Origin of the sequence: Mycolicibacterium aurum (genome assembly GCF_900637195.1) — a bacterium.
Lineage (GTDB): Bacteria > Actinomycetota > Actinomycetes > Mycobacteriales > Mycobacteriaceae > Mycobacterium > Mycobacterium aurum.
This window is the reverse complement of record NZ_LR134356.1, coordinates 3213732-3238682: the sequence shown is the minus strand read 5'-3', so window position 1 is coordinate 3238682 and position 24951 is coordinate 3213732. Positions and strand designations below refer to the sequence as shown.

21 protein-coding genes are annotated in these 24951 nt (G+C 68.3%); 15 read left to right on the top strand and 6 right to left on the bottom strand.

Annotation, left to right across the window (positions count from 1 at the left end; genetic code table 11):
- Nucleotides 1-5 precede the first annotated feature (5 nt).
- A complete protein-coding gene (locus EL337_RS15170; protein WP_048631119.1) occupies nucleotides 6-479 on the bottom strand; it encodes a hypothetical protein in 474 nt (157 codons plus the stop codon).
- A gap of 176 nt (nucleotides 480-655) precedes the next feature.
- On the opposite strand from EL337_RS15170, the gene EL337_RS15165 reads away from it, so the two are divergent.
- Nucleotides 656-2356, top strand: coding sequence for an HNH endonuclease signature motif containing protein (locus EL337_RS15165; RefSeq protein ID WP_048631277.1), 1701 nt, complete (start codon nucleotides 656-658; stop codon nucleotides 2354-2356).
- Nucleotides 2357-2368: 12 nt separating this feature from the next.
- Here the strand turns inward: EL337_RS15165 and malQ are convergent, their stop codons facing one another.
- On the bottom strand, nucleotides 2369-4516 hold the full coding sequence (malQ, locus tag EL337_RS15160; RefSeq protein ID WP_048631118.1) for a 4-alpha-glucanotransferase: 2148 nt from the start codon (nucleotides 4514-4516) through the stop codon (nucleotides 2369-2371).
- A gap of 66 nt (nucleotides 4517-4582) precedes the next feature.
- Between malQ and EL337_RS15155 the strand changes: the two genes are divergently transcribed.
- The 5 genes from EL337_RS15155 (at nucleotide 4583) to EL337_RS15135 (ending at nucleotide 10663) form a co-directional block, all read left to right on the top strand.
- Entirely contained in the window at nucleotides 4583-5770 is a 1188-nt protein-coding gene (locus EL337_RS15155; protein WP_048631117.1) for an MFS transporter, read from the top strand.
- A gap of 136 nt (nucleotides 5771-5906) precedes the next feature.
- Nucleotides 5907-7475: a carboxylesterase/lipase family protein gene (locus EL337_RS15150; protein ID WP_048631276.1), complete on the top strand. Its 1569-nt coding sequence runs from the start codon at nucleotides 5907-5909 to the stop codon at nucleotides 7473-7475.
- Between the two features lie 60 nt (nucleotides 7476-7535).
- Nucleotides 7536-8423, top strand: a complete 888-nt coding sequence (locus tag EL337_RS15145; protein WP_048631275.1) for a sterol desaturase family protein — start codon at nucleotides 7536-7538, stop codon at nucleotides 8421-8423.
- Between the two features lie 10 nt (nucleotides 8424-8433).
- Nucleotides 8434-9840, top strand: coding sequence for an NAD(P)/FAD-dependent oxidoreductase (locus EL337_RS15140; RefSeq protein WP_048631274.1), 1407 nt, complete (start codon nucleotides 8434-8436; stop codon nucleotides 9838-9840).
- Nucleotides 9841-9946: 106 nt separating this feature from the next.
- Nucleotides 9947-10663, top strand: coding sequence for an Rv1815 family serine proteinase (locus EL337_RS15135; RefSeq protein WP_083442985.1), 717 nt, complete (start codon nucleotides 9947-9949; stop codon nucleotides 10661-10663).
- Here the strand turns inward: EL337_RS15135 and EL337_RS15130 are convergent.
- Nucleotides 10660-11100, bottom strand: a complete 441-nt coding sequence (locus EL337_RS15130) for a PNPOx family protein (RefSeq protein ID WP_048631116.1) — start codon at nucleotides 11098-11100, stop codon at nucleotides 10660-10662. The two genes, EL337_RS15135 and EL337_RS15130, sit on opposite strands and share 4 nt — an antisense overlap.
- A gap of 108 nt (nucleotides 11101-11208) precedes the next feature.
- Here EL337_RS15130 and EL337_RS15125 point away from each other — a divergent pair, with 108 nt between their 5' ends.
- From EL337_RS15125 to EL337_RS15115, 3 genes are read left to right on the top strand one after another with little or no spacing between them, the layout of a single operon-like run.
- Complete coding sequence (locus EL337_RS15125) at nucleotides 11209-11892, top strand: TetR/AcrR family transcriptional regulator (protein WP_048631115.1); 684 nt, start codon at nucleotides 11209-11211, stop codon at nucleotides 11890-11892.
- Nucleotides 11893-11937: 45 nt separating this feature from the next.
- A complete protein-coding gene (locus EL337_RS15120) occupies nucleotides 11938-12432 on the top strand; it encodes a VOC family protein (protein ID WP_048631114.1) in 495 nt (164 codons plus the stop codon).
- Nucleotides 12429-13919, top strand: coding sequence for an FAD-binding protein (locus tag EL337_RS15115; RefSeq protein WP_048631113.1), 1491 nt, complete (start codon nucleotides 12429-12431; stop codon nucleotides 13917-13919). Before EL337_RS15120 ends, EL337_RS15115 begins: the two co-directional genes overlap by 4 nt.
- A gap of 72 nt (nucleotides 13920-13991) precedes the next feature.
- Here the strand turns inward: EL337_RS15115 and EL337_RS15110 are convergent, their stop codons facing one another.
- From EL337_RS15110 to EL337_RS15100, 3 genes are all read right to left on the bottom strand, one after another.
- Nucleotides 13992-15905: an ABC transporter ATP-binding protein/permease gene (locus EL337_RS15110; RefSeq protein ID WP_048631112.1), complete on the bottom strand. Its 1914-nt coding sequence runs from the start codon at nucleotides 15903-15905 to the stop codon at nucleotides 13992-13994.
- A 45-nt stretch (nucleotides 15906-15950) separates the two neighbouring features.
- Nucleotides 15951-17858 carry an ABC transporter ATP-binding protein/permease gene (locus EL337_RS15105; protein WP_048631111.1) on the bottom strand — a complete coding sequence of 636 codons (1908 nt, stop codon included), beginning with the start codon at nucleotides 17856-17858 and terminating at the stop codon, nucleotides 15951-15953.
- A 77-nt stretch (nucleotides 17859-17935) separates the two neighbouring features.
- A complete protein-coding gene (locus EL337_RS15100; protein ID WP_048631110.1) occupies nucleotides 17936-19555 on the bottom strand; it encodes an FAD-dependent monooxygenase in 1620 nt (539 codons plus the stop codon).
- Nucleotides 19556-19589: 34 nt separating this feature from the next.
- On the opposite strand from EL337_RS15100, the gene secA2 reads away from it, so the two are divergent.
- From secA2 to gcvH, 6 genes are read left to right on the top strand one after another with little or no spacing between them, the layout of a single operon-like run.
- Nucleotides 19590-21935: an accessory Sec system translocase SecA2 gene (gene secA2 / locus EL337_RS15095; RefSeq protein ID WP_048631109.1), complete on the top strand. Its 2346-nt coding sequence runs from the start codon at nucleotides 19590-19592 to the stop codon at nucleotides 21933-21935.
- 9 nt (nucleotides 21936-21944) lie between these two features.
- Complete coding sequence (locus EL337_RS15090) at nucleotides 21945-22520, top strand: CDP-alcohol phosphatidyltransferase family protein (RefSeq protein WP_048631108.1); 576 nt, start codon at nucleotides 21945-21947, stop codon at nucleotides 22518-22520.
- Nucleotides 22517-23410: a DUF881 domain-containing protein gene (locus EL337_RS15085; RefSeq protein WP_048631107.1), complete on the top strand. Its 894-nt coding sequence runs from the start codon at nucleotides 22517-22519 to the stop codon at nucleotides 23408-23410. The genes EL337_RS15090 and EL337_RS15085 overlap by 4 nt, the downstream gene beginning before the upstream one ends.
- Nucleotides 23411-23423: 13 nt before the next feature.
- Complete coding sequence (locus tag EL337_RS15080; RefSeq protein ID WP_048631106.1) at nucleotides 23424-23756, top strand: small basic family protein; 333 nt, start codon at nucleotides 23424-23426, stop codon at nucleotides 23754-23756.
- A gap of 1 nt (nucleotide 23757) precedes the next feature.
- Complete coding sequence (locus EL337_RS15075; RefSeq protein WP_048631105.1) at nucleotides 23758-24510, top strand: DUF881 domain-containing protein; 753 nt, start codon at nucleotides 23758-23760, stop codon at nucleotides 24508-24510.
- Between the two features lie 30 nt (nucleotides 24511-24540).
- The gene (gene gcvH / locus EL337_RS15070) at nucleotides 24541-24936 is read left to right on the top strand and encodes a glycine cleavage system protein GcvH (RefSeq protein ID WP_048631104.1); all 396 of its coding nucleotides are present in this window, start codon (nucleotides 24541-24543) and stop codon (nucleotides 24934-24936) included.
- Nucleotides 24937-24951: the final 15 nt, after the last annotated feature.

The window sequence follows — 24951 nt, the reverse complement described above, 5'->3', positions numbered from 1 at the left end:
TGCCGTCAGGGCTGGGCGAGGATGGGCGCGCCTTGGCCGGGTGCACCGTTCTGGACCACGCCGGGTGCCGGAGGTGCCATACCCGCGCCGGGGGCGCCGGCGATGGGAACCATCGGGGTCGGGGTGACCGTGGTCACACCGTTGGCACCGACGCGCGGACCGCCGGTGGGGCCCATGGCCTCGATCTGGTCGGCGGCGGCCTGGGTGCAGTCCAGCATCAACAGCATGCGGCCGGCGCTGGTCACCTTCTGGGTGGCGACCAGGCACGCAGACTGCGGCAGCGCACTGCCGGTGGCGCCACCGAAGTAGGCCTTGATGCCCTGGCTCTGCAGGATCGCGAGCGCGCGTCCGTACTGCTCACCGACCACATTCGACGGGTGCGACGCCGCCGCGGGCTGGGAGATCGCGACACCGGCACCGATCAGCGCGGCTGTTCCGGCGGCGACCAATCCGCCGCTGAGCACAACGAGCTTGTTCAAGACGACTCCCTCGGTTCGGTATGCGGTGCGAACATATCGCAGCAGTAACGAATGTGAAACCGCTGCAGCAGGCCGCGGCGTTACAGCGGCGGTCGGTTATCCCCAACCCCGAGCTCATCCACAGGCGGGTGATCGGGGCTGGCGAGAGGTCGGTGGCGACCGGGACAATCAAACGTATGTTCGATGCACTGTTCGCGGGTTTCGATGAGTCCGCGTTGCTTACTGCGGTCGAGCAGGCTGCCCGGGAGGAAGCCCAGGCCGCGGCGCGCAAGCTCTCGGCAATTGCCGAGTTGGTCTACACGACGGTGGATGAGGACGACGAGCGGGGTGGGTGGGCCTACGACCCGTGGAAGAACACCTCTGCCCTGTTGGGGGCCGTGCTGAGCATCAGCCAGAAGCGCGCGTCGGGACAGATGCGGATTGCGGTGGCGTTGCGTGGCCGGCTGCCGAAGATCGCGGCGTTGTTGTGCCAGGGCCGGCTGAGTCCGCGGTTGATCTCGGAGATCACGTGGCGCACGCAGTTGGTTGATGACGCAATGGTGGCCCTGGTAGACGCCGCGCTGGCCGACCGGGCTGTGACGTGGGGTCCGCTGTCGGACGAGAAGCTGGTGCGGTCGATTGAGGCGGTGATCGATCGGTATGACCCGGACGCAGTGCGGCTGGCGCAGGAGGTCATACGGGGCCGGGATGTGCGGATCGGTGCGCAGGAGGATCCGAAGGAGACGGCGACGATCTGGGGCCGGTTGATGGCCGGCGATGCCGCGGCGCTGGAGGTGCTGATCACCGGGATGGTCAACGGGGTGTGCGCGGAGGATCCGCGGACGGTGGGGGATCGGCGTTCGGATGCGTTGGGGGCGTTAATCCACGGCAATGAGGTGCTGCGGTGTCGGTGCGGGTCGTCGGGGTGCACGGCGTCGGCGCCGGCGAAGTCGCGGGTGGTGATCTCGGTGATCGCCGATCAGGCCGCCATTGATTCCGCCAAGGATCTGATCGCCGCCCAGGACCGCGAGCACCAGCAGCAGAAGCTATCCGAGAAACAAAGCGCGGCGGCCCCGGAGGGTGGGGCAACGCCGACCGACGGAACTGCCTCGGAGGAGGGCGCGGCGCCCGAGATCGCAGCGACGCCCGTAGAAGAGCCGGGTCTCGATGGCCAGGCCACCGAGGCCGCTGCGCCTGCTGAGCCGACGTCGGAGGGCACGCTCGCCGAGTCGGGTGCGAGTTCATCTCCGTGTCAACGTGATTCAGGATTAGCGCTGATGCCCGACGGCAAGGTGTTGCCGATTGCGGCGTTGGCTGAGGCGATCCGGGGCGGGGCGGCGATCAAGGCGCTGTGGCTACCGGGTCCCGATCCCGAGCCGCAGTATCGTCCGTCGGCGAAGTTGGCCGCGTTTGTTCGGGCCCGCGATCAGTTCTGCCGTTTCCCGGGTTGTGATGTGCCAGCCCTACGCTGCGATATCGATCATGTGGTGCCCTGGCCCTATGGGCCGACCCACCCATCGAACTTGAATTGCGCATGCCGTGATCACCATCTGGCCAAGACGTTCTGGGAAGGCTGGCGCGATGTGCAGCGGCCCGATGGCGCGGTGGTCTGGACCGACCCGACCGGTAGGTCTTACACGACGATGCCGGGCAGTCGGCTGTTCTTTCCTTCCTGGGGCACCACCACGGCCGAACTGCCGCCACTGGCTGTGCCGCCGCCGGATCCCGACCGCCTGGCCAAGATGCCGCGACGGCGACGCACCCGCGCCGCCGAGAACGCCGCACGCATCAAGGCTGAACGCGACGCCAACGCCGCCCGCCGCGCCCGCGAGGAACGACCCGCCGCCGAGCGTCAACAGGGGCCACCCGACTACGGCAACGACCCCCCGCCGTTCTGACGTGCTCCTGGGTCAGACCCTGGGTTCGACCGCGGCCCGCATCGCCTGGCAGAGTGTCGCGGCGCGCGAGTCGGTGAAGATGTCTTCGAGCAATACCTGCCTGCCCTGCGGATCCGCAAGTGGCACACGCCAATTCGGGTACTCGTCGGTAGTGCCCGGCTGATTCTGTGTCCGCACCTCGCCGACGGCATCAGCGAGTGACATGGCCAGCAGACGCGACGGCGTACGGCCCAGATACCGGTGAAGGGCCAAAACGACCTCGTCGACGTCGTCCACACCGTCCTCCAGCAATCCCACCCGGCGCAGCTCTGCCATCCAGGCCTGCTGGTGCGCGCGGTCGCCCGCGAGCTCCTCGTCCGCCGGTCGGGTCAGCAGCCCCAGTTCGTCACGCAGCCGGACATGTTCGCCCGCAAGGTAACCCGCGGTCGGAGGCAGATCGTGCGTGGTCACCGCCGACAGGCAGTACTGTCGCCACCGTTCCGCGGGCAGTGGCGCGCCGTCACCGCCGTGGTCGCTTTCGAACCACAAGATCGACGTGCCGAACAGCCCTCGATCGCGCAGGTAGTCGCGCACCCACGGCTCGACCGTGCCGAGGTCCTCCCCGACGACGACGGCGCCCGCACGGTGCGCCTCCAGCGCCACGATCCCGATCATCGCCTCGTGGTCGTAGCGCACGTAGGTGCCCTCGGTCGGCAACGCGCCCTTCGGGATCCACCACAACCGGAACAACCCGATGATGTGGTCGATCCGCACCCCGCCCGCGTGCCGCAGCACGGCGCTGACCAAGGACCGGAACGGTGCATACGCCGCGTCGGCAAGACGGTCCGGCCGCCATGGCGGCTGCGACCAGTCCTGCCCCAGCTGATTGAACTCGTCCGGCGGTGCCCCCGCCGTCACGCCGAGCGCCAGCACATCCTGGAGAGCCCACGCATCGGCGCCGTCGGGATCCACCCCGACCGCCAGGTCATGCATGATGCCCAGCTCCATGCCCGCCCGCACCGCGGCGTCCTGCGCGGACGACAACTGCTCGTCGACAAGCCACTGCAGCCAGCGGTGGAAGTCCACCTCGGACTCGTGTTCGTCCACGAACGCCGCCACCGCCGCACCACGCGGATGCTGGAGCTCCTCCGGCCATTGGTGCCAGTCGGCGCCGCAATGCTCGGCCAGCGCACACCACGTCGCGAAATCCTCGAGTTCGCGCCCCTCCCGCTCCCGGAACGCCTGATACGCAACCTCGCGTCCCGCCGAGAGCTCGATCCGATACACCGTCTCCAGGGCCGCGCGCTTGGCGCGCCATGCTCCATCCCGATCGATCCGGCCTGCGCGGGCGGCCCGGTTCTGCACCTGACTCTGCGCCTTGCGGATCCGCCCGCGGTGCCGCACATAGGCGAACTCGGGCACTGCCTCCACCCGTAGATACATCGGGTTCACGAAGCGGCGGGACGTCGGCAGGTACGGCGACGGCTCCATCGGTGCGATCGGCGCCGCCGCGTGCAACGGATTGACCAGCACAAAACCGGCGCCGTGCCGCGCGGCCGACCACACCGCCAGGTCCGTGAGATCGGTCAGGTCGCCGACGCCCCACGAGTTCCGGGACCGCACGCTGTAGAGCTGGGTGGCCAGCCCCCAGCTGCGGCCGGAGCCGATCCTGGCGGAGCGTTCCAGCGAGGACGGCGACACGATCACCACGGTGCTGACATCCGACGACCCAACCTGCAGGTGCAGCCGGTGATAGCCGATCGGCAGGTCGGCCGGCAGTTCGAAGGAGGCCTCGCCGACCAGTCGGCCGTCGAGGTCGAAAGGCGGTCTGTTGTTCTCCAGCTGCCGGATTCCGGTGCGCACGCTTCCGTCCTCCAGCCGAAGCCACAGCCGGGCCGGGTCTCCGTGCGTGACGTGCACCCAGAACGGAGTCGTCACACCCGTGCGGCCGACGATCGACGGCGGCAGCGGGCGGGCCCAATGGTCGCGGTCGTACTCGGCCAACGACGCCGCCCGGTCCTGCTCGGTGGCTGCCGCGACGCCGACAGCGTCGAGTACTGCGATCAGCGTGGAGGCGGGCACCGCGAACGGCCGGCCCGTCCAGTCCGTGTACTCGCTTGCCACCCCGTAGCGCTGTGCGAGCCCGATCAACGACGCGGGCACCTCGGTGTCGACGGCCATGGCCGCAATCTTGCCCTGCCGGTGGGCGCGGTGCCGCCCGTAACGGCTTCGGTAGAGTCGCACTCCATGCCGTCAGATCCGCTCCCCGGCGGTGACGTGCCCAATCCCCGCGCCCGGATCGCGGCCGCGGCGTTGTTCCTCACCAACGGTGCGCTGTTCGCCAACCTGCTGCCCCGGTTCCCGGAGATCAAGACCGACCTGGGGATGTCCAACGCCGCCTACGGCGCTGCCGTGGCGGCGTTCTCGGTGGGGGCGCTGATCGCAGGACCCGCCGCCGGCGCGCTGATCCGGCGGTTCACCTCTGCCCGCGTCGCGGTCGCCACCACGGTGGCCCTGGCGCTGCTGATCATGGTCGCCGGGGTTGCAGGCACACCGCTGATGTTCGCCGCCGCGCTGTTCGCCGCGGGCGCCTGTGACTCGATCACCGATGTCGCCCAGAATGTGAACGCGCTTCGGCTGCAACGCAGTTATGGCCGCTCGATCATCAACTCGCTGCACGCCATCTGGGCGGTGGGCGCAGTCGCCGGCGGGCTGATGGGTGCGGCCGCGATCGCGCTTCATCTGCCAAGGGCGGTGCACCTCGGCATCGCGGCGGCGCTGTTCTGTGGTGTCGTGGTGGCCGCGTACCCCTATCTGCTGCACGGCCCCGATCACGACGACCATCCGTCTGCGCAGAACGGGGGAGGCCGCAGTGTCCGGCCGGTGGTGTACCTGGCGCTGCTGGCCCTGGTCGGCATCGCGGTCGCCGGTGCGGCCGTCGAGGACGCAGGCAGTTCGTGGGCCACGCTGTACCTGCGGGACGGCCTCGGTGCGCCGGGACCGGTCGCCGCGCTGGGTTACGTCGCGCTGGTGGGCTCCATGTTCGTCGGCCGCATGATCGGGGACCGCCTCGTCGACCGCTTCGGCGACCGCGCGGTGGCCCGCGCCGGCGGCCTCATCGCCGCCGTCGGAATGGGCGCTGCGCTGCTCTTCCCCTCGGTACCGGGCACGATCGCCGGGTTCGCCGCCGCGGGCCTGGGCGTGGCGACGGTGGTGCCCGCCGCGATGCGCGCCGCCGACGAGCTGCCCGGTCTGCGCCCAGGTACCGGTCTGACGATCCTGACCTGGCTGATGCGCGTCGGGTTCCTCGGCGCACCGCTGATCGTGGGTGTCGTCGCCGATGCGGCGAGCCTGCGCGTCGGCCTGCTGACCGTCCCCGTCGCCGGGTTCGCGCTGATCGTGCTGGCCGGGGTGCTCCGCGCGCGCCGCCCCTGACCGCTGCCCGACGACGACCCTGCGCTCCGTCGGTTCCCAGAGGACCAACCCCGGGCAGAGATTTGTGAGCAGCGAGAATGTGTGTACCGACACCGCTGGTACACTGGCGTACCGGAACCGATCGAAGGAGCTCGGCATGACCGCGGAGGCGACGACACGCAGTTCGGCAGGCGACAGGCCGGTCGTGGACACCACGAGCGGTCCGGTGCGTGGCGTCAACGATGGAGTCGTCAAGGCGTGGAAGGGTGTTCGCTACGCCGCAGCGCCCGTCGGGGAACTGCGCTGGCGGGCGCCCGAACAGCCGAACGCATGGACCGAGCCGTTCGACGCCAGCCGGGTGGGCCCGGTGTGCCCGCAGCCGACGGACCCGAAGATCCCGCTCGACCTCGGCGCCCCGCAGGGCGAGGACTTCCTGACCCTGAACGTCTGGGCGCCGGCGGGCACCCAGCCCGGCGACGGCAAGCCGGTGATGGTGTGGGTGCACGGAGGCGCATACGTCCTGGGCTCCGCCAGCCAGCCGCTCTACCACGGCCGCGAGCTGGCCGCGGGCAGCGACGTCGTGGTGGTCACCGTGAACTACCGCCTGGGCGCGCTGGGCTTCCTCGAACTCTCCACCCTCGACGACTCCGGCCGCTTCGCCAGCAATCTCGGCCTGCGCGACGTGCTGGCCGCCCTCGCCTGGGTGCGCGACAACATCGCGGCCTTCGGCGGCGACCCCGGCCGTGTGACCCTGTTCGGAGAGTCGGCCGGTGGCGGCATCGTCACCTCGCTGCTGGGCAGTCCCGCCGCGGCAGGGCTGTTCCATGCGGCGATCGCGCAGAGCTCCCCGGTCACCTCCACCTACGACCGGGCTCGCGCGCAACGGGTGGCCGAACGCTTCCTGCACGTGCTCGGCGTCGGGCACGACGATCTGGCCACGCTGACCTCGGCGCCGATCGAATCGCTGGTGGCCGCGTCGCGCGCCGTGTTCGACGAGGTGCCGGTGCGGACTCCGGGCACCCTGGCCTTCGCCCCGACCGTGGACGGCGACCTGGTTCCCGACTACCCGGTGAACCTGGCGCGGCAGGGCCGGACGCATCCGGTGCCGCTGATCATCGGGACCAACAAGAACGAGGCGGCGCTGTTCCGCTACATGAAGTCGCCGCTGATGCCGATCGCGCCGGAGACCATCAAGGCGATGTTCACCGAGATCGCCGCCGAGCAGCCGAGTCTCCGCCTGCCCAGCGAGGACGACCTGAAGGGCACCTACCGCGGGCGCGGCAAGGGCAGGGGTCTGCTGGTCACCAGCGACCTGGGCTTCCGGATGCCGTCCATCTGGTTCGCCGACGGGCACCGTGCGGTCGCGCCGGTCTATCTCTACCGCTTCGACTTCGCGACCCCGCTGCTGCGGGCGGTGCGGCTGCACGGCGCGCATGCCACCGAGCTCCCGTTCGTCTGGGGGAATCTCGGTTCGGGGCGCAAGGATCCGACGTTCGCGCTCGGTGGCCGCAAGGCCGGGACGGCGGTATCGGAACGGATGCGCGCGCGCTGGGCCAACTTCGCCCGGCACGGCGAACCGCTCGGTCTGCTCGGAGACCCGAAATGGTACCCCTACGACGCGGACGGCCGCGCCACCTTGGTCATCGACAAACAGGACTCGGTCGTCGGCGACCTCGACGCCGACGTCCGCCGGGCCTGGGGCGATGACGTCCTGAGCTTCCTGTAGCGCCGTACACTCACCCCGGAGGTGCTCGACGTGGAGTTCCTGGACTTTCTCCCACCGCAGATGCGCGATCCCGTGCTCTTCGCGATCCCGTTCTTCCTGCTGCTGCTGGTCATCGAGTGGACCGCGGCGCGCAAGCTCGAACACGACGCCGCGACAGATGAGCGCCCCGGCCGGGGTTCCTACCACGCCCGCGATTCCTGGGCCAGCATCTCGATGGGCCTGGTGTCCGTCGCCACCATGGGTGCGTGGAAGTTCCTGGCACTGCTGGGGTACGCGGCGATCTACGCCTACGTGGCGCCATGGCAGCTGTCCGCCACGCAGTGGTACACCTGGGTGATCGCGATCGTCGGCGTCGATCTGCTGTTCTACTTCTATCACCGCACCGCACACCGGGTCCGGTTGATCTGGGCCACTCATCAGGCGCACCACTCCAGTCAGTACTTCAACTTCGCGACGGCGCTGCGACAGAAGTGGAACAACAGCGGTGAGATCGTGATGTGGATTCCGTTGCCGCTGTTGGGGGTTCCGCCGTGGATGGTGTTCGCGAGCTTTTCGCTGAGTCTGATCTACCAGTTCTGGATTCACACCGAGCGGATCGGAAAACTTTGGCGCCCCGTCGAATTCGTCTTCAACACGCCGTCGCACCATCGGGTGCACCACGGCATGGATCAGATCTACCTGGACAAGAACTACGGCGGAATCCTCATCATCTGGGATCGTCTGTTCGGCACTTTCCAGCCCGAGGTCTTCCGGCCGCACTACGGGCTCACCAAGCCGGTGGACACCTTCAACATCTGGAAACTCCAGACCCGCGAATACGCCGCGATCGGGCGTGACGTCCGCGCCGCCCACGGACTCCGCGCCAAACTCGGCTACCTGTTCGGCCCCCCGGGCTGGCAACCGGCGGACGCCGCCAAGGTGGGAACGGTGGCCCGTGCCACGCCGTAATGTGCGCAGTGTGGAGACAGTTTTCGATTCCCATGTCGACCCGGCACTGATCCATCGCTCGCTGGCAGCCAGCGCGCAGGGCTCGGTGTGGCTCGACATCCCGCGCCAGCAGTTCCCGTCGCCGTCCGGGCCGGTCACCTGCGACCTGCTGGTGATCGGCGGTGGCTATACCGGCCTGTGGAGCGCGCTGCACGCCGCGCGCCGTCACCCCGACCGGCGCATCGTGCTCATCGAAGCCGACCGCGTCGGGTGGGCCGCGTCGGGACGCAACGGAGGCTTCGTCGACGCCAGCCTGACGCACGGGTACGAGAACGGAAAAACCCGCTGGCCCAACGAGATCGACACGCTCGAGGCGATGGGGGTGGAGAACCTCGACGGCATGCAGGCCGAGATCGCCGAGCTGGGCCTCGATGTCGAGTGGGAACGCAGCGGCATGCTCGCCGTGGCCACCGAGCCGCATCAGGTCGAATGGCTGCAGGACTCGGCAGTCCAGGGCCACGGTCAACTGCTCGATCTGGCCCAGGTGCGCGAGCAGGTGCACTCGCCGACCTACCTGGCCGGCCTGCTCAGCCCCGATACGTGTGCGATCGTCAACCCGGCCAAGCTGGCTTTCGAACTGGCCCGCGCCTGCCGCGAGGCCGGTGTCGAGATCTTCGAGCACACCACGGCAGCCCGAATCGACTCCGGCGGCGCCGCGCTGCGCGTGCACACCGACGGACCCGCGATCACCTGCCGCCAGGTGGTGCTGGCCACCAACGTGTTTCCCAGCCTGTTGCGCCGCAACCGGCTCTACACCGTGCCGGTCTACGACTACGTCCTGGCCACCGAACCGTTGACCGACGCGCAGCTGGATCGCATCGGATGGCGAGGTCGGCAGGGAATCGGCGACAGCGCCAACCAGTTTCACTATTACCGGCTGAGCATGGACAACCGCATCGTCTGGGGCGGGTACGACGCGGTGTACCACTTCGGCAGGCGCGTCGACTCCGGCTACGAGGACCGCCGCGACATCTATCGCCGGTTGGCGGCCCACTTCTTCATCACGTTCCCCCAACTCGACGACGTGCGGTTCAGCCACCGCTGGGCGGGCGCGATCGACACCAACACCCGGTTCTGTGCGCACTGGGGGCTGGCCCGCGAAGGGCGGGTGGCCTACGTCAACGGCTTCACCGGGCTGGGCGTGGGGGCGGCGAGATTCGCGGCCGACGTCTGCCTCGATCTGCTGGACGGGGCGCCGACACCCCGCACACAACTGGAGATGGTGCGCCGCAAGCCGTTACCGTTCCCGCCCGAACCGCTCGCCAGCGCCGGGATCCAGGCCACCCGCTGGTCACTGGACCGTGCCGACCACTCGGCAGGGCGGCGCAACCTGCTGCTGCGTGCCCTGGACGCCGCCGGGCTCGGCTTCGATTCCTGACCGCACGCGGAGTCCGCTGTGTAACGACCCTTTATCGGACCGCGATGAGCCAGTTACATCCGCCGTGGAGCGGGTATCTGGGTCACCAGGGTTGAGCGGAGGGGTCGTGTCAGGTCGGGCATCATCACCATCATCGCGGCGGACGCTGCCGCTTCTGCTGGCTCTCCTCGCGCCGCTCGTCGCGCTGGTGGCCCCGTCGGCAGCCCAGGCTCAGCCGGGCGTGCCCGTCTATCCCGGCATGGAGATCCACCAGGACACGGTGTTGTGCACGCTCGGCTATGTGGACCCGGCGACGCGCCTGGCCTACACCGCCGGCCACTGCCGATCCTCCGGCGGCGTGTCCGACAAGTTCGGCACCCCGATCGGGACGCAGGGCACCTTCCGCGACAACACCCCCGACGGCATGACGGTCGACACCAACCACCAGATCACCGACTGGGAGGTCATCCACCTCGCCCCGAACGTCGCCATCAACAACGTGTTGCCCGTCGGCAAGGCGCTGGTGGCCGACCCCGCGGTGGTGCCCGTACGGGGCATGCCGGTCTGCCACTTCGGCGTGGTCACCGGCGAGAGCTGCGGCACCATCGAGTCGGTCAACAACGGCTGGTTCACGATGGCCAACGGCGTGGTGAGCCGCAAGGGTGACTCCGGTGGGCCCGTCTACACCGCGACGCCCGACGGCCGCAATGTCCTGGTCGGCCTGTTCAACAGCACATGGGGCACGCTGCCGGCCGCCGTCTCATGGCAGGTCGCCAGCCAGCAGGCGCAGGCCGACACCGTCTCCGCCCTGTCGGCGAACGTCCCGGCGCCGGCGCTGCCTTAATCGACCACTTCGAAGACCGGGATCGACGGCGCCACCGCGCGCATCTCGTCCCGGCCAGAGTCGGGCGTCAGCCCGCCGATGTGCCCCTTGACCTGCCAGTACCACCGGTCCAGATAGGGCTTGAGCAGGTCGGGCTTGGCGTCGTCGAACAGCTCGACGATGCGGTGGACCTGCGACCGTCTCTTCGGGCCCATCTCGACTTCACCGGCCGCCCTCGCATTGCGCGCCCACTGGGTGTTGCCGCGGGGCGAGATCAGGTACCGGCGTCCGTCGATCTCCAGCAGGTTGACCACGACGCCGCGGAGCTGACCGGAGGAGCGGCCGCGCACCCGCACGGCGGTACTGCCCTGGATGCTGACCCCGACGTCGGCGAACCGCCGTATCAGGCCGTTGAAGGTGCGGGCCCCGAGCCCGGGGACGTCGTAGCGCTGTGACATGGTGCGATCCTTTCCGACAGATGCAAGAGCACTGCTCTCTTTTGTAGAGTGCCATGCCGCACTGAGGAAATCAAGAGCACCGATCTCGTTTTGTGTCAGACTGGCCACATGGGCAAGAGGCAGGAGACGCGGGAGCGCATCGAACGCCAGATCATCGCCATCGGCCGCGAGCACCTGGTGACAGACGGCGCGGCGGGCCTATCTCTCCGGGCGATAGCCCGCGAGCTGGGCATGGTCTCGTCGGCGGTGTACCGCTACGTGGCCAGCCGCGACGAACTGCTGACGCTGCTGCTGATCGACGCCTACACCGATCTCGCCGAATCCGTCGACCGCGCACGCGCCTCGGCGCACGGCGGCTGGCGGGAGCAACTGGCGGAGATGGCGCGCGCCGCCCGGTCATGGGCTGTCGAGAAACCGGCGGGGTGGGCGCTGCTGTACGGCAGCCCCGTTCCCGGCTATCACGCGCCGAGGGACAAGACCGTCGGACCGGGCACCCGCGTCGTCGGCACGCTGTTCGCCGTCGTCGCCGAGGGAGTCGCCGCGGGAGATATCCCTGCCGCCGATCGCGCTGTCCCGCAGCCGTTGTCGGGCGACTTCGACGGTGTGCGCACCGAGTTCAACTTCGTCGCGGACGACGGGGTGGTCGCCAAGTGCCTCGTACTGTGGGCTGCCCTCGTCGGCGCGATCAGCCTGGAGGTGTTCGGCCAGTACGGCGCCGACACGTTCACCGAACCTCCGCAGGTGTTCGACACGCAGATCGGCCTGCTGACCGAGATGCTGTGCCAAAAATAGAACACGTTCTAGCTTGCATCGGCCGCTGGAGATATTCTCGATGCGATGCATGACCAGACACCTGTCCAGATTGCCTGGGTGACGCGGGACCTCGCCGCCACCGAAGCGTCGTTGACCGCGCTGTTGGGCGCCAAGAAGTGGATCCGGATGCCCGGCACCCACTTCGGCCCCAACGCGTGCACCCTCCGTGGCGAACCCGCCGACTTCGTCGCCGACGTGTCGCTGAGCTACGCCGGCGACACCCAGTTGGAGCTGATCGCCCCGGTGAGCGGGGCCAGTATCTACAGCGAGTTCCTCGACCAGTGCGGCCCCGGTCTGCACCACATCTGCGTCGCCGCGGCCGACAGCGAGGGGTTCGATGCCGCGGTTGCGGCCGCCGAACGCGACGGCGCGCCCGTCGTGATGGCCGGCAGCATGCCCGGAGGAATGAGGTTCGCCTACGTGTCCGCGGCGCAGGCCGGCGTGCCGTACCTCGAATTCGCTTACATACCACCAGAGATCCAGGCGTTGTTCGACCACATCAAACAGGAGCAGAAGTGAGCACCCAGAACATCCCGGAAACAGTGAGCGCCGACGACGTCACGTCCTGGTCGGAGGACGCCGACGTCGTGGTCATCGGCTTCGGCATCGCGGGCGGCAGCGCCGCCGTCAGCGCGGCCGCCGCCGGCGCCCGTGTCCTGGTGCTGGAAAAGGCCGCCGCCGCGGGCGGAACCACCTCGATGGCGGGGGGTCACTTCTATCTGGGCGGCGGAACCGCCGTCCAGCAGGCCACCGGGCACGACGACTCGCCCGAAGAGATGTACAAATATCTGGTCTCGCAGTCGCGCGAGCCCGAGCACGACAAGATCCGCGCCTACTGCGACGGCAGCGTCGAACACTTCGACTGGCTGGAGTCGCTGGGCTTCCAGTTCGAGCGCAGCTACTACCCGGGCAAGGTCGTCGTCCCGCCCGGCACCGAAGGGCTGTCCTACACCGGCAACGAGAAGGTCTGGCCGTTCTACGAGCAGGCCAAGCCGGCACCGCGCGGGCACTCCGTGCCGGTGCCCGGCGAGTTGGGTGGCGCATCGATGGTGATCGACCTGCTGGTGAAGCGGGCGGCGGACCTCGGCGTGCAGATTCGCTACGAGACAGGAGCAACCGCGCTCGTTGTCGACGACGACGGTGCGGTGGTCGGAGTGCGGTGGAAGCATTTCACCGAAACCGGTGACATCAAAGCCAATTCGGTGATCATCGCGGCCGGCGGCTTCGCGATGAACGCCGAGATGGTGGCCGAGTACACGCCTGCGCTCGGCGCCGAACGCAAGACCAAGAGCCACGGCACGGTAGCTCCCTACATTCTGGGCAACCCCAACGACGACGGACTTGGAATCGGGTTGGGCGTGTCAGCGGGCGGGGTCGCCACCAACCTCGATCAGCTGTTCATCACCGCCGCGGCCTACCCACCCGAGATCCTGCTCACCGGCGTCATCGTCAACAAAGACGGCCAGCGGTTCGTCGCCGAGGACTCCTACCACTCGCGCACGTCGGCGTTCGTGCTCGAACAGCCCGGCCAGTCGGCATACCTCATCGTCGACGAGGCCCACATGCAGATGCCCGAGATGCCGCTGATCAAGTTCATCGACGGCTGGGAGACCGTCGCCGAGATGGAGCAGGCGCTGGGAATCCCGGCGGGCAACCTCGCCGCGACGCTGGACCGCTACAACGCCAACGCCGCCGACGGTGTCGACCCGGACTTCCACAAACAGCCGGACTACCTCGCGCCTCAGGACACCGGCCCATGGGCGGCGTTCGACCTGAGCCTGGGCATCGCGATGTACTCCGGCTTCACCATGGGCGGGTTGAAGGTCTCGATCGACGGCGAGGTACTCCGCGAGGACGGCACCGCGATCGCCGGGCTGTATGCGGCGGGCGCGTGCGCGTCCAACATCGCCCAGGACGGCAAGGGCTACGCGAGCGGCACGCAGCTGGGCGAGGGGTCGTTCTTCGGGAGGCGGGCGGGAGAGGCCGCCGGGCGTCGGGTGGGATAAGGCACGGCGCGGCGGGTGGGATAAGGCACGGCGCGGCGGGTGGGATAAGGCACGGCACGGCGGCGGGTGGCGCTAGGGCGCGTCGGCGCCGCGCAGACCGAAGCGCCATTCGCCGTCGCCGAGCAGCGCCAACTCCAGATCGCAGTGGCTGATGACGGTGCCGCGATGGGCGACGCTGACCAGGATGGCTTCGGGCAGGTCTTCGCGCACCATCCGATAGAGCATCGTCTCGAGGCCGACGTCGAGCGCTGAGGTGGCCTCGTCGAGGAAGGCCGCCTTCGGCTTCGTCAACAGGATGCGGGCGAATGCGACGCGCTGTTGCTCGCCGGGGGAGAGCACCTTGGCCCAGTCGTGCTCTTCGTCGAGGCGCTCCACCAGGTGCGGAAGTGCCACCTTGTTGAGCATGGCGATCAGTTCCTCGTCCGGGATCTCGCCTTCCGACCGCGGGTAGGACAACACGGCGCGCAGATCGCCGAGCGGAACGTAGGGCATCTGGGACAGGAACATCGTCTCGTTCGGGCCGGGCGGGCAGCGCAGGGTGCCGGTGGTGTAGGGCCACAGCTGCGCGAGGCTGCGCAGCAGCGTGGTCTTGCCGGTGCCCGAGACGCCGGTGATGGCGAGCGTGTCGCCGGCCTTCAGCCGGAGGTCGATGGGATTGATCAGTTGGGTGCCGTCGGGCTTGCGCACCTCGACGTCGTCCAGCTCGACGGCCCCGCCCGAACTGGCCGCCACGGTCAGCGTGGGAAGTTCGCGGCCTTCGTCGTTGGCGACCACGAGCCCGTAGAGACGGATGATCGCGGCACGGTAGCCGGCGAAGTCGTCGTAGGCGTTTCGGAAGAACGACAGCCCGGTCAGGATCGAGCGGAACGCACCCGCGGTCTGGCTGAGGGCGCCGAGGGTGATCTCACCGCTGTAGAACCGTTGGAACTGCACCACATACGGGATCAGCTCCTGAGCCTGGGTGATCGAGATGTTCCAGCCGAAGAAGCCGGTCATCCGGTTGACGTACTTCTTGTAGTTGTGCACCACCGGCGCGAACCGGCGGCGCAGCCCGGTGCGCTCGGCGATCTCGCCGCGGTAGAACGCCACGGCCTCCGAGGAGTCCCGCAACCGCACCAGCGCATAGCGGAACGCGGCGTTGAACTTCTCGTTGTTGAACGACAGCCCGATGATGGGCCGGCCGATCCAGAACGCGATGACCGTGGCGAACAGGATGTAGACGATGCCGATGACGAACATCGCCTTGGGCAGCTCGACGCCGACGAACGGCAGTGTCACCGGTCCGGACAGGTTCCACAGGATTGCGGTGAACGAGATCATCGATGCGATGGAGGACACCGCGCCGAACAGCAGCGTGGTCTCCGAACCGTTGGCAGGTCGGTTGGGCTGGGAGTTGACGCCGGCGGTGAAGATGTCGATGTCGGCCTGGATGCGCTGGTCCGGGTTGTCGATCGAGGAGTCGATGAAGCGCGCCCGGTAGTACGCCTTCCCGTCCAGCCAGTTCGTGGTGAGCTGGTCGGTGAGCCACGCCCGCCAGCGCAGCATGAAGCGCTGGGCCAGATACAGATCCAGCATGACCAGCGCGATGTTGAGCACCGCGAGAACGGCGAAGACGGCCATCGACAGCCAGAAGCCGGAACCGCCTGACTGCCGCACCGCGTCGTCGCCGCTGCCCAGGCCTGCGGCGATGACCTGGAAACTGGTCGACATGTCGTTGCCCTGGTAGCTGAACAGCACCGACAGCCGCACACCGGTGATGACCGACAGCAACAGGCCGGCCAGCCAGACCCACACGATCACGCTGTCGCGGCCGACGAAGTAGCCGCGGGTGACCCGCCAGAACTGCCTGCCCCAGACCGTGTAACGGCCGATCAGAACCAGGGCGACCATGGTGGCGACAGCGGCGATCGCCCAGCCCTTGGCGATCCAGATCAGCGACGTGCCGAGCTCGTTGCCCCAGTCCAGGGTCGGCGTGAACATATCCACCCGGGCAAGGTACCGCGACGAGCTCTGGACAACCTGCTGGAGGGCTCAACCCGGCGATTCGAGCTGTTCCAGCCGCCACTGCCCGCCGCCCACCAGTTCGAGGTGACGGGTGTGGAACGGCTGCACGGACGCGCGGTGGCTGACGCTGACGACGATGGTGTCCGGGAGTTCGGTGCGCAGCAACCGATAGAGCATCTGCTCGAGTCCCTCGTCCATCGCCGAGGTCGACTCGTCGAGGAACACCGTCTTGGGCCTGCTCACCAGGATCCGGGCGAAGGCTATCCGCTGCTGCTCGCCGATCGAGAGGACTTTCGCCCAGTCCTGGTCGTCGTTGAGGTGGATGACCAGATGCGACAGCGCGACATCGAACAGCGCCTGCTGAACGGCCTTGTCCTCGAAGGTGCCGGGCGGGTGCGGGTAGGACACCACCGTGCGCAGGTCGCCGAGTGGAAAGTAGGGGAGCTGCGGCACGAACATCGCCTCGTCGCGGCCGTCCGGCAACCGCACCTGACCGGATGCGAACGGCCACATCCCGGCCAGACTCTGCATCAGGACGGTCTTACCGATTCCTGACGCGCCGGTGATCACCAGTGCCTCACCGGTTTTCATCCGTAGATCCAGCGTGCGCACCAGCGGAGTGCCGTCGGGTTTGCGCACCTCCACGCCCTCGATCGCGAATGCGCCGTCGTCGGAGTCCGCCGTCTGCACCGCGGTGAACTCGCCCGCGTGCGCGTTCTGGTCGGCGAGCCCGTCCAGCCGGATGATCACCGCCCGATAGCTCGCGAACTGGTCGTAGGCGTTGCGGAAGAACGACAGCGAATCGTGGATGGCGCCGAACGCGTTCGTCGACTGCCAGACGTCGCCGAAGGTGATCCGCTGCGCGAACAGGCCCTGCGCCTGCACGAGCCACGGCAGCGGGTTGATCGTCTGGCTCACCGACACGTTCCAGCCGAAGTACAACATCATGCGGTTCAGCCAGCCGCGATAGTTGGTCATCACCGAGTCCAGCCGGCCTTTGACCACCGATCGCTCCGCCGGCTCGCCGCGGTACAGCCCGATCGCCGCACCCGCGTCGCGCACCCGCACCAGTGCGTATCGAAACCCGGCATTGCGCAACTCATTCAGGTAACTGAGCCGGATCAGGGGCCGCCCGATGGCGAACGCGACGATGGTGGCGATCAGCACGTAGACCAGGACGATCCAGAACAACGCCCGGGGCAGGGTCAGTCCGCCGATCGTGACCGGTTCCGAGAGCCGCCACAGGATGGGTCCGAACGACAGGACCGACAAGACCGCCTCGACGGCGCCGAAGAGCAGCGTATTGCTGGAGTTGTAGATCGGGTTGTTCGGTGTGCCACCGACCCCGGCGGTGAAGACGTCGATGTCGTGCTGGATCCGCTGATCGGGGTTGTCGATCGGGCGGCCGGAGAACCGTGAGCGGTAGAAGGCGAGATCACCGAGCCAGTCGTCGATGAAGCGCCCGCTCAACCAGATTCGCCACCGCATGATGAAGCGCTGCATCAGGTACATGTCGAGGAGCAGCCGCCCGACGAAACACACGGCCAGCACGGCGAACACCCGCATCGAGGCCCAGAAGCCGGCGACGCCACTGGACATCCCGCCCTGGAATGCCACCTGGAGAGAGGTGAAGAGGTCGTTGACGTAGTAGGTCAACAACACGTTCAGCCGGACCGAGACGATGACCGACAACAGCAGCAGGGCGACCATCGGCCAGACCACCACGCTGCGCCTACCGGTGAAGTACGCGCCGGTGATGCGCCAGAACTGGCGTCCCCACTCGGTCACCCGCACGAGCACGGCAAGGATCACCAACAGGCACAGCGCCGTCAGCACGAATGTCGTTGCGACCCACTGCAGTGAGTGGAGAAACTCACGACCCCAGTCGAGAGTCGGCTGAAACCTCTGGGTGTCGAGCTGGTCCTCAGTCTCCACCGCCGGGCGACCTCCCCTCCGCTCGCGCCTGCGGCGAAGCTACCCCAGGTTGTCGCGCGCAGGGGTGATCCCGGCGATCAGGACGGGGTGAATGTCGCACCCAACGCGGCCACCACACTCGCCGCTTCGACCGATCCGATCTGCACGAACGACAGGTATCCATCCGGACGCACCACGAAGACCGATGGTCCCGTGGCCCCGTATTGACGCGCGAAATCGCCGTCCCCATCTCTGATCAGTGGCAGCACCGTGGTGCTGACCTCGGCGTCACGGTCTGCGATCAGGTAGACGTCGAGCTGTCCGTGGGCCGCGCGCGCAGCCGCCGCGGCGACGGCTTCGAGTGCGGCGACGTCGGGCCCGGCCGTCGCGGCACCGGCGAACAACAGCACCGTGTGCAGGCGCGCACCGAACAGCGTGAAGAGCCGAAAGGGTGCACTGACCGCGTCGCGGGTCAACCCGCGGGCGTCGGGTGCGCGGGTGCCCGCGGCGCCCGTCACGATCGGACTGCCCGCGTAGTCGATCAAGAGTTGGCCCTCGCGGCGCATCACGAACGACGGGTCGGTGGAGTCCGCACCGAGCCCGTCGCGGGCGCTGCGCACCGTGCGGCCGACGACCTCCTCGCCGACGGGTCGCCGTTCGGCGTCGTAGCTGTCCAGCAGCCCCGGTGCGGCGACGCCCGACACCGCCAGGGCCAGTTTCCAGGCCAGGTTGTGGGCATCCTGGATGCCGGTGTTCATCCCCTGGGCACCGGTCGGAGGATGGATGTGGGCGGCGTCGCCCGCCACGAACACCCGCCCCCGGCTGTACCTGTCGACGATGCGGTGGCTGATGCGGAACACCGACGACCACCGGAGGGTGCGGGCGACGGTGGGTTCGGGGGAGAGCCGGTCGAGCACCGCCTGGATATGGTGGAGCTGTGGCGCGCGGTCCGCCGAAAAGCCGTGCGTCACAGCGTCTTGTGAGTTGTTCGTGGCGAGTTCGTCGGGCACCAGCATCGACATGCGGTAGCGGCCCGGGCCGGGCAGCGGGATGCACACCAGCAGATCATCGGTCACGCCGTCGGTCTGGTGCATGGCGCGCACTGCGTATCCCCGCGGCATCGACCAGTCGACCTCGACGTCGCCGAGCATGTACTGCTCCTCGAACGCGGCCCCGTCGAAGGTCAACCCGAGCGACTTGCGCACCACGCTGTGCGCACCGTCGGCGCCGATCAGGTAGCCGGCGCGCACCGTCTGCTCGCCCGAGTGACCTCCGAGGTCACCCGACAGCGTCGCCGTCACCCCGTCGGCGTCCTGGTCCACACCGGTCAACCGGACGCCCCGTTCGACGTGCACGCCCCGCAGGGCCAGTTCCTCGCGCAGAATCCGCTCCGTCTCGTACTGCGGAATACAGAAGAAGCGGAATGGCACGTCGGGCGGCAGGCTCAGATCGATGCGACCGACTTCCCGTCCGTTGACGAACACGATCTGGCCGTTCATCTCCACGCCCGCGTCCAGGATGCGGCGCAGGACCCCCATGCCCTCGAAGATCTCCAGGGTGCGAGGTTGCACGCCAACCGCTTTCGCGTACAGGGGAGGCTGCCGCAGCGGATCGACGATGCGCACGCCGATGCCGTGGCGGGCGAGCTCGACGGCGGCGGTCAACCCGATCGGCCCGGCGCCGGCGATGAGCACGGGAACTTCGGCAACAGGGGTCACCGGAGAATTATCGCGGGCCGCGTACCGTGATCATGTGGCACGTACCTCCTCCAAGACGTCCCCTCCGAAGTCCGGGCGGCTGTCCGGACGGTTCTGGAAGCTGCTCGGCGCCAGCACCGTCAAGGACCAGGTCCGCTCGACCGACCAGGTGGTCAAGGCGGCCGACTTCGATTCGAAGGCTGCCGAACTCGACGATGAGCAGCTGAGCAAGGCCGCGAAGCTGCTGGAGCTCGAAGACCTGGCCGATGCCGACGACATCCCGCAGTTCCTGGCCATCGCGCGGGAAGCCGCCGAACGCACCACCGGACTGCGCCCGTTCGACGTTCAGTTGCAGGGTGCACTACGGATGCTGGCCGGTGATGTCGTCGAGATGGCCACCGGCGAGGGCAAGACGCTCTCGGGCGCCATCGCTGCCGCGGGTTACGCCCTGGCTGGTCGCAACGTGCACGTCATCACCATCAACGACTACCTGGCACGTCGCGACGCCGAATGGATGGCACCGCTGATCGAGGCGATGGGCCTGACCATCGGCTGGATCACCGCCGAATCCACCGCCGAGGAGCGTCGCGCCGCCTACACGTGCGACATCACCTACGCGTCGGTCAACGAGATCGGCTTCGATGTACTGCGCGACCAGCTGGTCACCGACGTCGCCGACCTGGTCTCGCCGAACCCCGACGTGGCGCTGATCGACGAGGCCGACTCGGTGCTGGTCGACGAGGCGCTCGTGCCGCTGGTGCTGGCGGGCACCAGCCACCGGGAGACCCCGCGGGTGGAACTCATCCGGCTGGTCGGCGAGCTGGACGAGAACAACGACTTCGCCACCGACAACGACAGCCGCAACGTGCACCTCACCGAGTCGGGTGCCCGCAAGGTCGAGGCCGCACTCGGTGGCATCGACCTGTATTCCGAAGAGCATGTCGCGACCACGCTGACCGAGATCAACGTCGCGCTGCACGCCCACGTGCTGCTGCAGCGCGATGTCCACTACATCGTGCGGGACAACGCCGTGCACCTGATCAACTCCTCGCGCGGGCGCATCGCCACGCTGCAGCGCTGGCCCGACGGCCTGCAGGCGGCGGTGGAGGCCAAGGAGGGCATCGAGACCACCGAGACAGGCGAGGTGCTCGACACCATTACGGTGCAGGCGCTGATCAACCGCTATCCGCGGGTGTGCGGGATGACCGGCACCGCGCTCGCCGCAGGCGAGCAGCTGCGCCAGTTCTACAAGCTCGGGGTCTCGCCGATACCGCCGAACAAGCCCAACATCCGCGAGGACGAGACCGACCGGGTCTATGTCACGATCGCCGCCAAGAACGCGGCCGTGCTCGAGCACATCGCCGAGGTGCACAAGACCGGCCAGCCGGTGCTGGTGGGCACCCGGGACGTGGCGGAGTCCGAGGACGTGCACCGGCGCCTGGTGAAGGCCGGAATCCCCGCGGTCGTGCTGAATGCCAAGAACGACGCCGAAGAGGCCGCGGTGATCGCCGAGGCGGGCGCTCTCGGCTCGGTGGTGGTGTCGACGCAGATGGCCGGCCGCGGCACCGACATCCGGCTGGGTGGATCGGACGAGTCCGAGCATGACGCCGTTGCGGAACTGGGCGGGCTGCACGTCATCGGCACCGGGCGGCACAACACCGAGCGCCTGGACAACCAGCTGCGCGGCCGCGCGGGCCGCCAGGGCGACCCCGGGACGTCGGTGTTCTTCTCCAGCTGGGAGGACGACGTCGTCGTCTCGCACCTGGACGAGGAGAAGTTGCCGCTCGACTGCGACGAGGACGGCCGAGTGGTGAGTCCGAAGGCGGCGACGCTGCTCGAACATGCCCAGCGCGTCGCCGAAGGCCGACTACTGGACGTGCACGCCAACACCTGGCGCTACAACCAGCTGATCGCCCAGCAGCGCGCGATCCTCGTCGAGCGCCGCGACACGCTGTTGCGCACGACCGCGGCCCGCGACGAACTGAAAGAGCTCTCGCCGGAACGCTACGAGGAGGTCAGCGCGACCCTCGGTGAGGATGCCGAAGCGCGGCTGGAGAAGATCTGCCGGCTGATCATGCTGTACCACCTGGATCGCGCCTGGGCAGACCACCTGGCCTTCCTCGCGGACATTCGGGAGAGCATCCACCTGCGGGCGCTGGGTCGCCAGAATCCGCTCGACGAGTTCCACCGGATGGCGGTCGACGCGTTCCGCTCGCTGGCCGCCGATGCGATCGAGGCTGCGCAGCAGACCTTCGACACGGCCCCCTCGATCGAGGACGAACCCGGGGTCGACCTGTCCAAGCTGGCGCGACCGACCTCGACCTGGACTTATATGGTGCATGACAACCCGTTGGCCGACGACACGATGTCGGCCCTGAGTCTGCCCGGGGTGTTCCGCTAGGTTTACCGCATGGCACCGCGTGACCGTGTTCTGACGGTGCCCAACGCACTGTCGGTGATCCGGCTGGTGCTGGTCCCGGTCTTCCTCTACCTCCTGTTGGCCGCCGACGCGACCGGCTGGGCGGTGGCGGTGCTGATGTTCAGCGGGGCGTCCGACTGGGCGGACGGCAAGATCGCCCGGTTGTACGCCAACCAGTCCTCCCGGCTCGGTGAACTGTTGGACCCCGCCGTGGACCGCATCTACATGGTCGTCGTTCCGGTGGCCTTGGCCGTCGCCCACGTCATCCCGTGGTGGATCGTGGTCACGCTGCTCGGACGCGACCTGGTGCTGGCGGCAACGCTGCCGGTGCTCCGCGGCCGCGGGCTGTCCGCGCTGCCTGTCACGTATATCGGGAAGGCCGCGACGTTCGCGCTGATGTCCGGGCTGCCGTTGGTGCTGCTCGGCCAGTTCGACGCGCAGTGGAGCAGGGTGGTGCTCGCCATCGGGTGGGGTTTCCTGCTGTGGGGACTGGCGATGTACCTGTGGTCGGGCGTGCTGTACCTGATCCAGGTCGGCATGGTGATGCGGTCGATGCCCCGCACATGAGCACGCTGGGGGGATTCGACTCGTCTCGCGGGGGCAATGCCCATGAGGCCTGTCGGCCGACGCTGATTCCCGTTCCGTCGCTGCTGCGGTCGCTGCTGACCGATCACCTCGACCCCGGATACGCTGCCGCCGCGCAGACGCCGCGGACGCGGCGCCGGTCGTCGGAGGCGCTGTGGCAGGTGCTGGCCGCGGTCGTCGTCGCGACCGTGTTCGTCCTGGCCTGGGCGCAGGCCCGGGACACCGCACCCGGAGTGCGGGAGTCGCAACAGGTGCTGGCGGGCACCGTGCGTTCCGCCCAGGCGGCCACCGACGAGGCCGCCGGACGGCGCAACACGTTGACCACCGAGGTGGATACCGTGCGCCGCAGCAGGCTGGAGGGCGACGCCGCCGGCCGTCAACTGCTGGCCGGCCTCGATGAGGCGAACTACGAGGCCGCAGCGCTTCCCGTGATCGGACCCGGCCTCACCGTCACCGTCACCGATCCGGGAATGTCGAGCGACCTGACCGACGTGTCGAAACAGCGCGTCGAGGGCAGTCAGCAGGTGATCCTCGACCGGGACCTGCAGCTCGTGGTCAACTCGCTGTGGGCAAGCGGCGCCGAGGCCATCTCGGTCGGCGGGGTGCGCATCGGCCCCAACGTGACGATCCGGCAGGCCGGCGGCGGGATCCTCGTCGACAACCAGCCGATCTCCAGCCCCTATGTCATCCTCGCCGTGGGGCCGCCGAACGCGATGGGGGACAGCTTCGATCGCAGCACCGGTCTGCAGCGCCTGCGGCTTCTGGAGGCCTCCTACGGCGTCGGGGTCAACGTCGCTGCCGGCGAAGGACTGCTGCTGCCCGCGGGATCGGTTCGAGACGTCAACTTCGCGACACAGATGGGGCCGAATTGATAGGTATCCGCTCGTGATAGGGATCGTCGCGCTCGTCGTGGGCATCGTTCTGGGTGTGGTGTTCCACCCCGATGTTCCCGAGTTCGTGCAGCCCTACCTGCCGATCGCAGTGGTCGCGGCGCTCGACGCGGTGTTCGGCGGGTTGCGCGCCTACCTCGAGAAGATCTTCGACGCCAAGGTTTTCGTGGTGTCCTTCGTGTTCAACGTGCTGGTCGCAGCCCTGATCGTCTACGTCGGCGACCAGCTCGGCGTCGGCACCCAGCTGTCCACGGCGATCATCGTGGTGCTGGGCATCCGCATCTTCGGCAACGCCGCCGCGCTGCGCCGCAGGCTGTTCGGCGCCTGACATGGCCGATCAGAAGGGGCCCGCCGCGCCGCACGGTCGTCACGAGATGCCTCCCTCGCGGACTGTGTTCGGGGTGCTCGCCGTGCTGCTGTGCCTTCTGCTCGGGGTGGCGATCGCCACCCAGGTTCGGCAGACCGATTCCGGTGACTCCCTGGACACGGCTCGCCCCGCCGATCTGCTGATCCTGCTGGACTCACTGCAGCAGCGCGAGGCCGCTCTGAACATCGAAGTGGCGGATCTGCAGCGCACGCTGGCGCAGCTGCAGGCCTCGGGCAGCAGCGACCAGGCCGCGATCGAGAACGCCAGGACGCGGCTGGCGGCGCTGTCGATCCTGATCGGCACGGTCGCGGCGACCGGACCCGGTGTGACATTGACCATCGCGGATCCGGCGCAGGGCGTCGCCCCCGAGACGATGCTCGACGTCATCAACGAGTTGCGTGCCGCGGGCGCCGAGGCGATGGAGATCCGCGGTCAGCGAAACGGGCAGCAGATCTCGGTGCGGATCGGCGTGGACACCTGGGTCGTCGGAAGCCCGGGCGCCCTGACCGTCGACTCCGCAGTGATGGGGCCGGTGTATTCGGTTCTCGCCATTGGTGATCCACCCACGCTGGCCGCGGCGATGAACATCCCGGGCGGGGCCATGGACAGCATCGAGCGCGTGGGCGGCACGATGGTGGTACAACAATCCGACCGGGTGGACGTCACCGCCTTGCGGCAACCGAAAGAGCGCCAATACGCTCAGCCGGTCAAGTAGAGGGCCACACCGCCAAAGACTAGGAGCGCCGTGAGCGAGATCCCCGCCGACCTGTCCTTCACCACCGAACATGAGTGGGTGCAGCGGACCGGCGACGACACCGTGCGTGTCGGAATCACCGACTACGCGCAGTCCGCGCTGGGCGATGTGGTGTTCGTGCAACTGCCGGACGTCGGCGCAGACCTGGCGTCGGGGGAGTCGTTCGGGGAGGTGGAATCGACCAAGTCGGTGTCGGACCTCTACGCCCCCATCGCGGCGAAAGTCATTGCCGTCAACGGTGATCTGGAGAGCAACCCGCAGCTGGTCAATTCCGATCCCTACGGCGCGGGCTGGCTGGTGGAACTGCAGGCCGACAGCGAGTCGATGCAGGCGGCGCTGTCGGAGTTGCTCGACGCGGAAGGCTACCGCGCCCACGCCGCGGACTGAGGTGTTGTTAGGGTC

What these genes read in the sequence shown, in the direction of transcription:
- EL337_RS15090 (WP_048631108.1), top strand. Translation starts at nt 21,945, where the DNA reads ATGGCACCGCGTGACCGTGTTCTGACGGTGCCCAACGCACTGTCGGTG.
- EL337_RS15075 (WP_048631105.1), top strand. Translation starts at nt 23,758, where the DNA reads ATGGCCGATCAGAAGGGGCCCGCCGCGCCGCACGGTCGTCACGAGATG.
- EL337_RS15125 (WP_048631115.1), top strand. Translation starts at nt 11,209, where the DNA reads ATGGGCAAGAGGCAGGAGACGCGGGAGCGCATCGAACGCCAGATCATC.
- malQ (WP_048631118.1), bottom strand. Translation starts at nt 4,516, where the DNA reads ATGGCCGTCGACACCGAGGTGCCCGCGTCGTTGATCGGGCTCGCACAG.
- EL337_RS15150 (WP_048631276.1), top strand. Translation starts at nt 5,907, where the DNA reads ATGACCGCGGAGGCGACGACACGCAGTTCGGCAGGCGACAGGCCGGTC.
- EL337_RS15165 (WP_048631277.1), top strand. Translation starts at nt 656, where the DNA reads ATGTTCGATGCACTGTTCGCGGGTTTCGATGAGTCCGCGTTGCTTACT.
- EL337_RS15130 (WP_048631116.1), bottom strand. Translation starts at nt 11,100, where the DNA reads ATGTCACAGCGCTACGACGTCCCCGGGCTCGGGGCCCGCACCTTCAAC.
- EL337_RS15145 (WP_048631275.1), top strand. Translation starts at nt 7,536, where the DNA reads ATGCGCGATCCCGTGCTCTTCGCGATCCCGTTCTTCCTGCTGCTGCTG.
- EL337_RS15155 (WP_048631117.1), top strand. Translation starts at nt 4,583, where the DNA reads ATGCCGTCAGATCCGCTCCCCGGCGGTGACGTGCCCAATCCCCGCGCC.
- EL337_RS15120 (WP_048631114.1), top strand. Translation starts at nt 11,938, where the DNA reads ATGCATGACCAGACACCTGTCCAGATTGCCTGGGTGACGCGGGACCTC.
- EL337_RS15085 (WP_048631107.1), top strand. Translation starts at nt 22,517, where the DNA reads ATGAGCACGCTGGGGGGATTCGACTCGTCTCGCGGGGGCAATGCCCAT.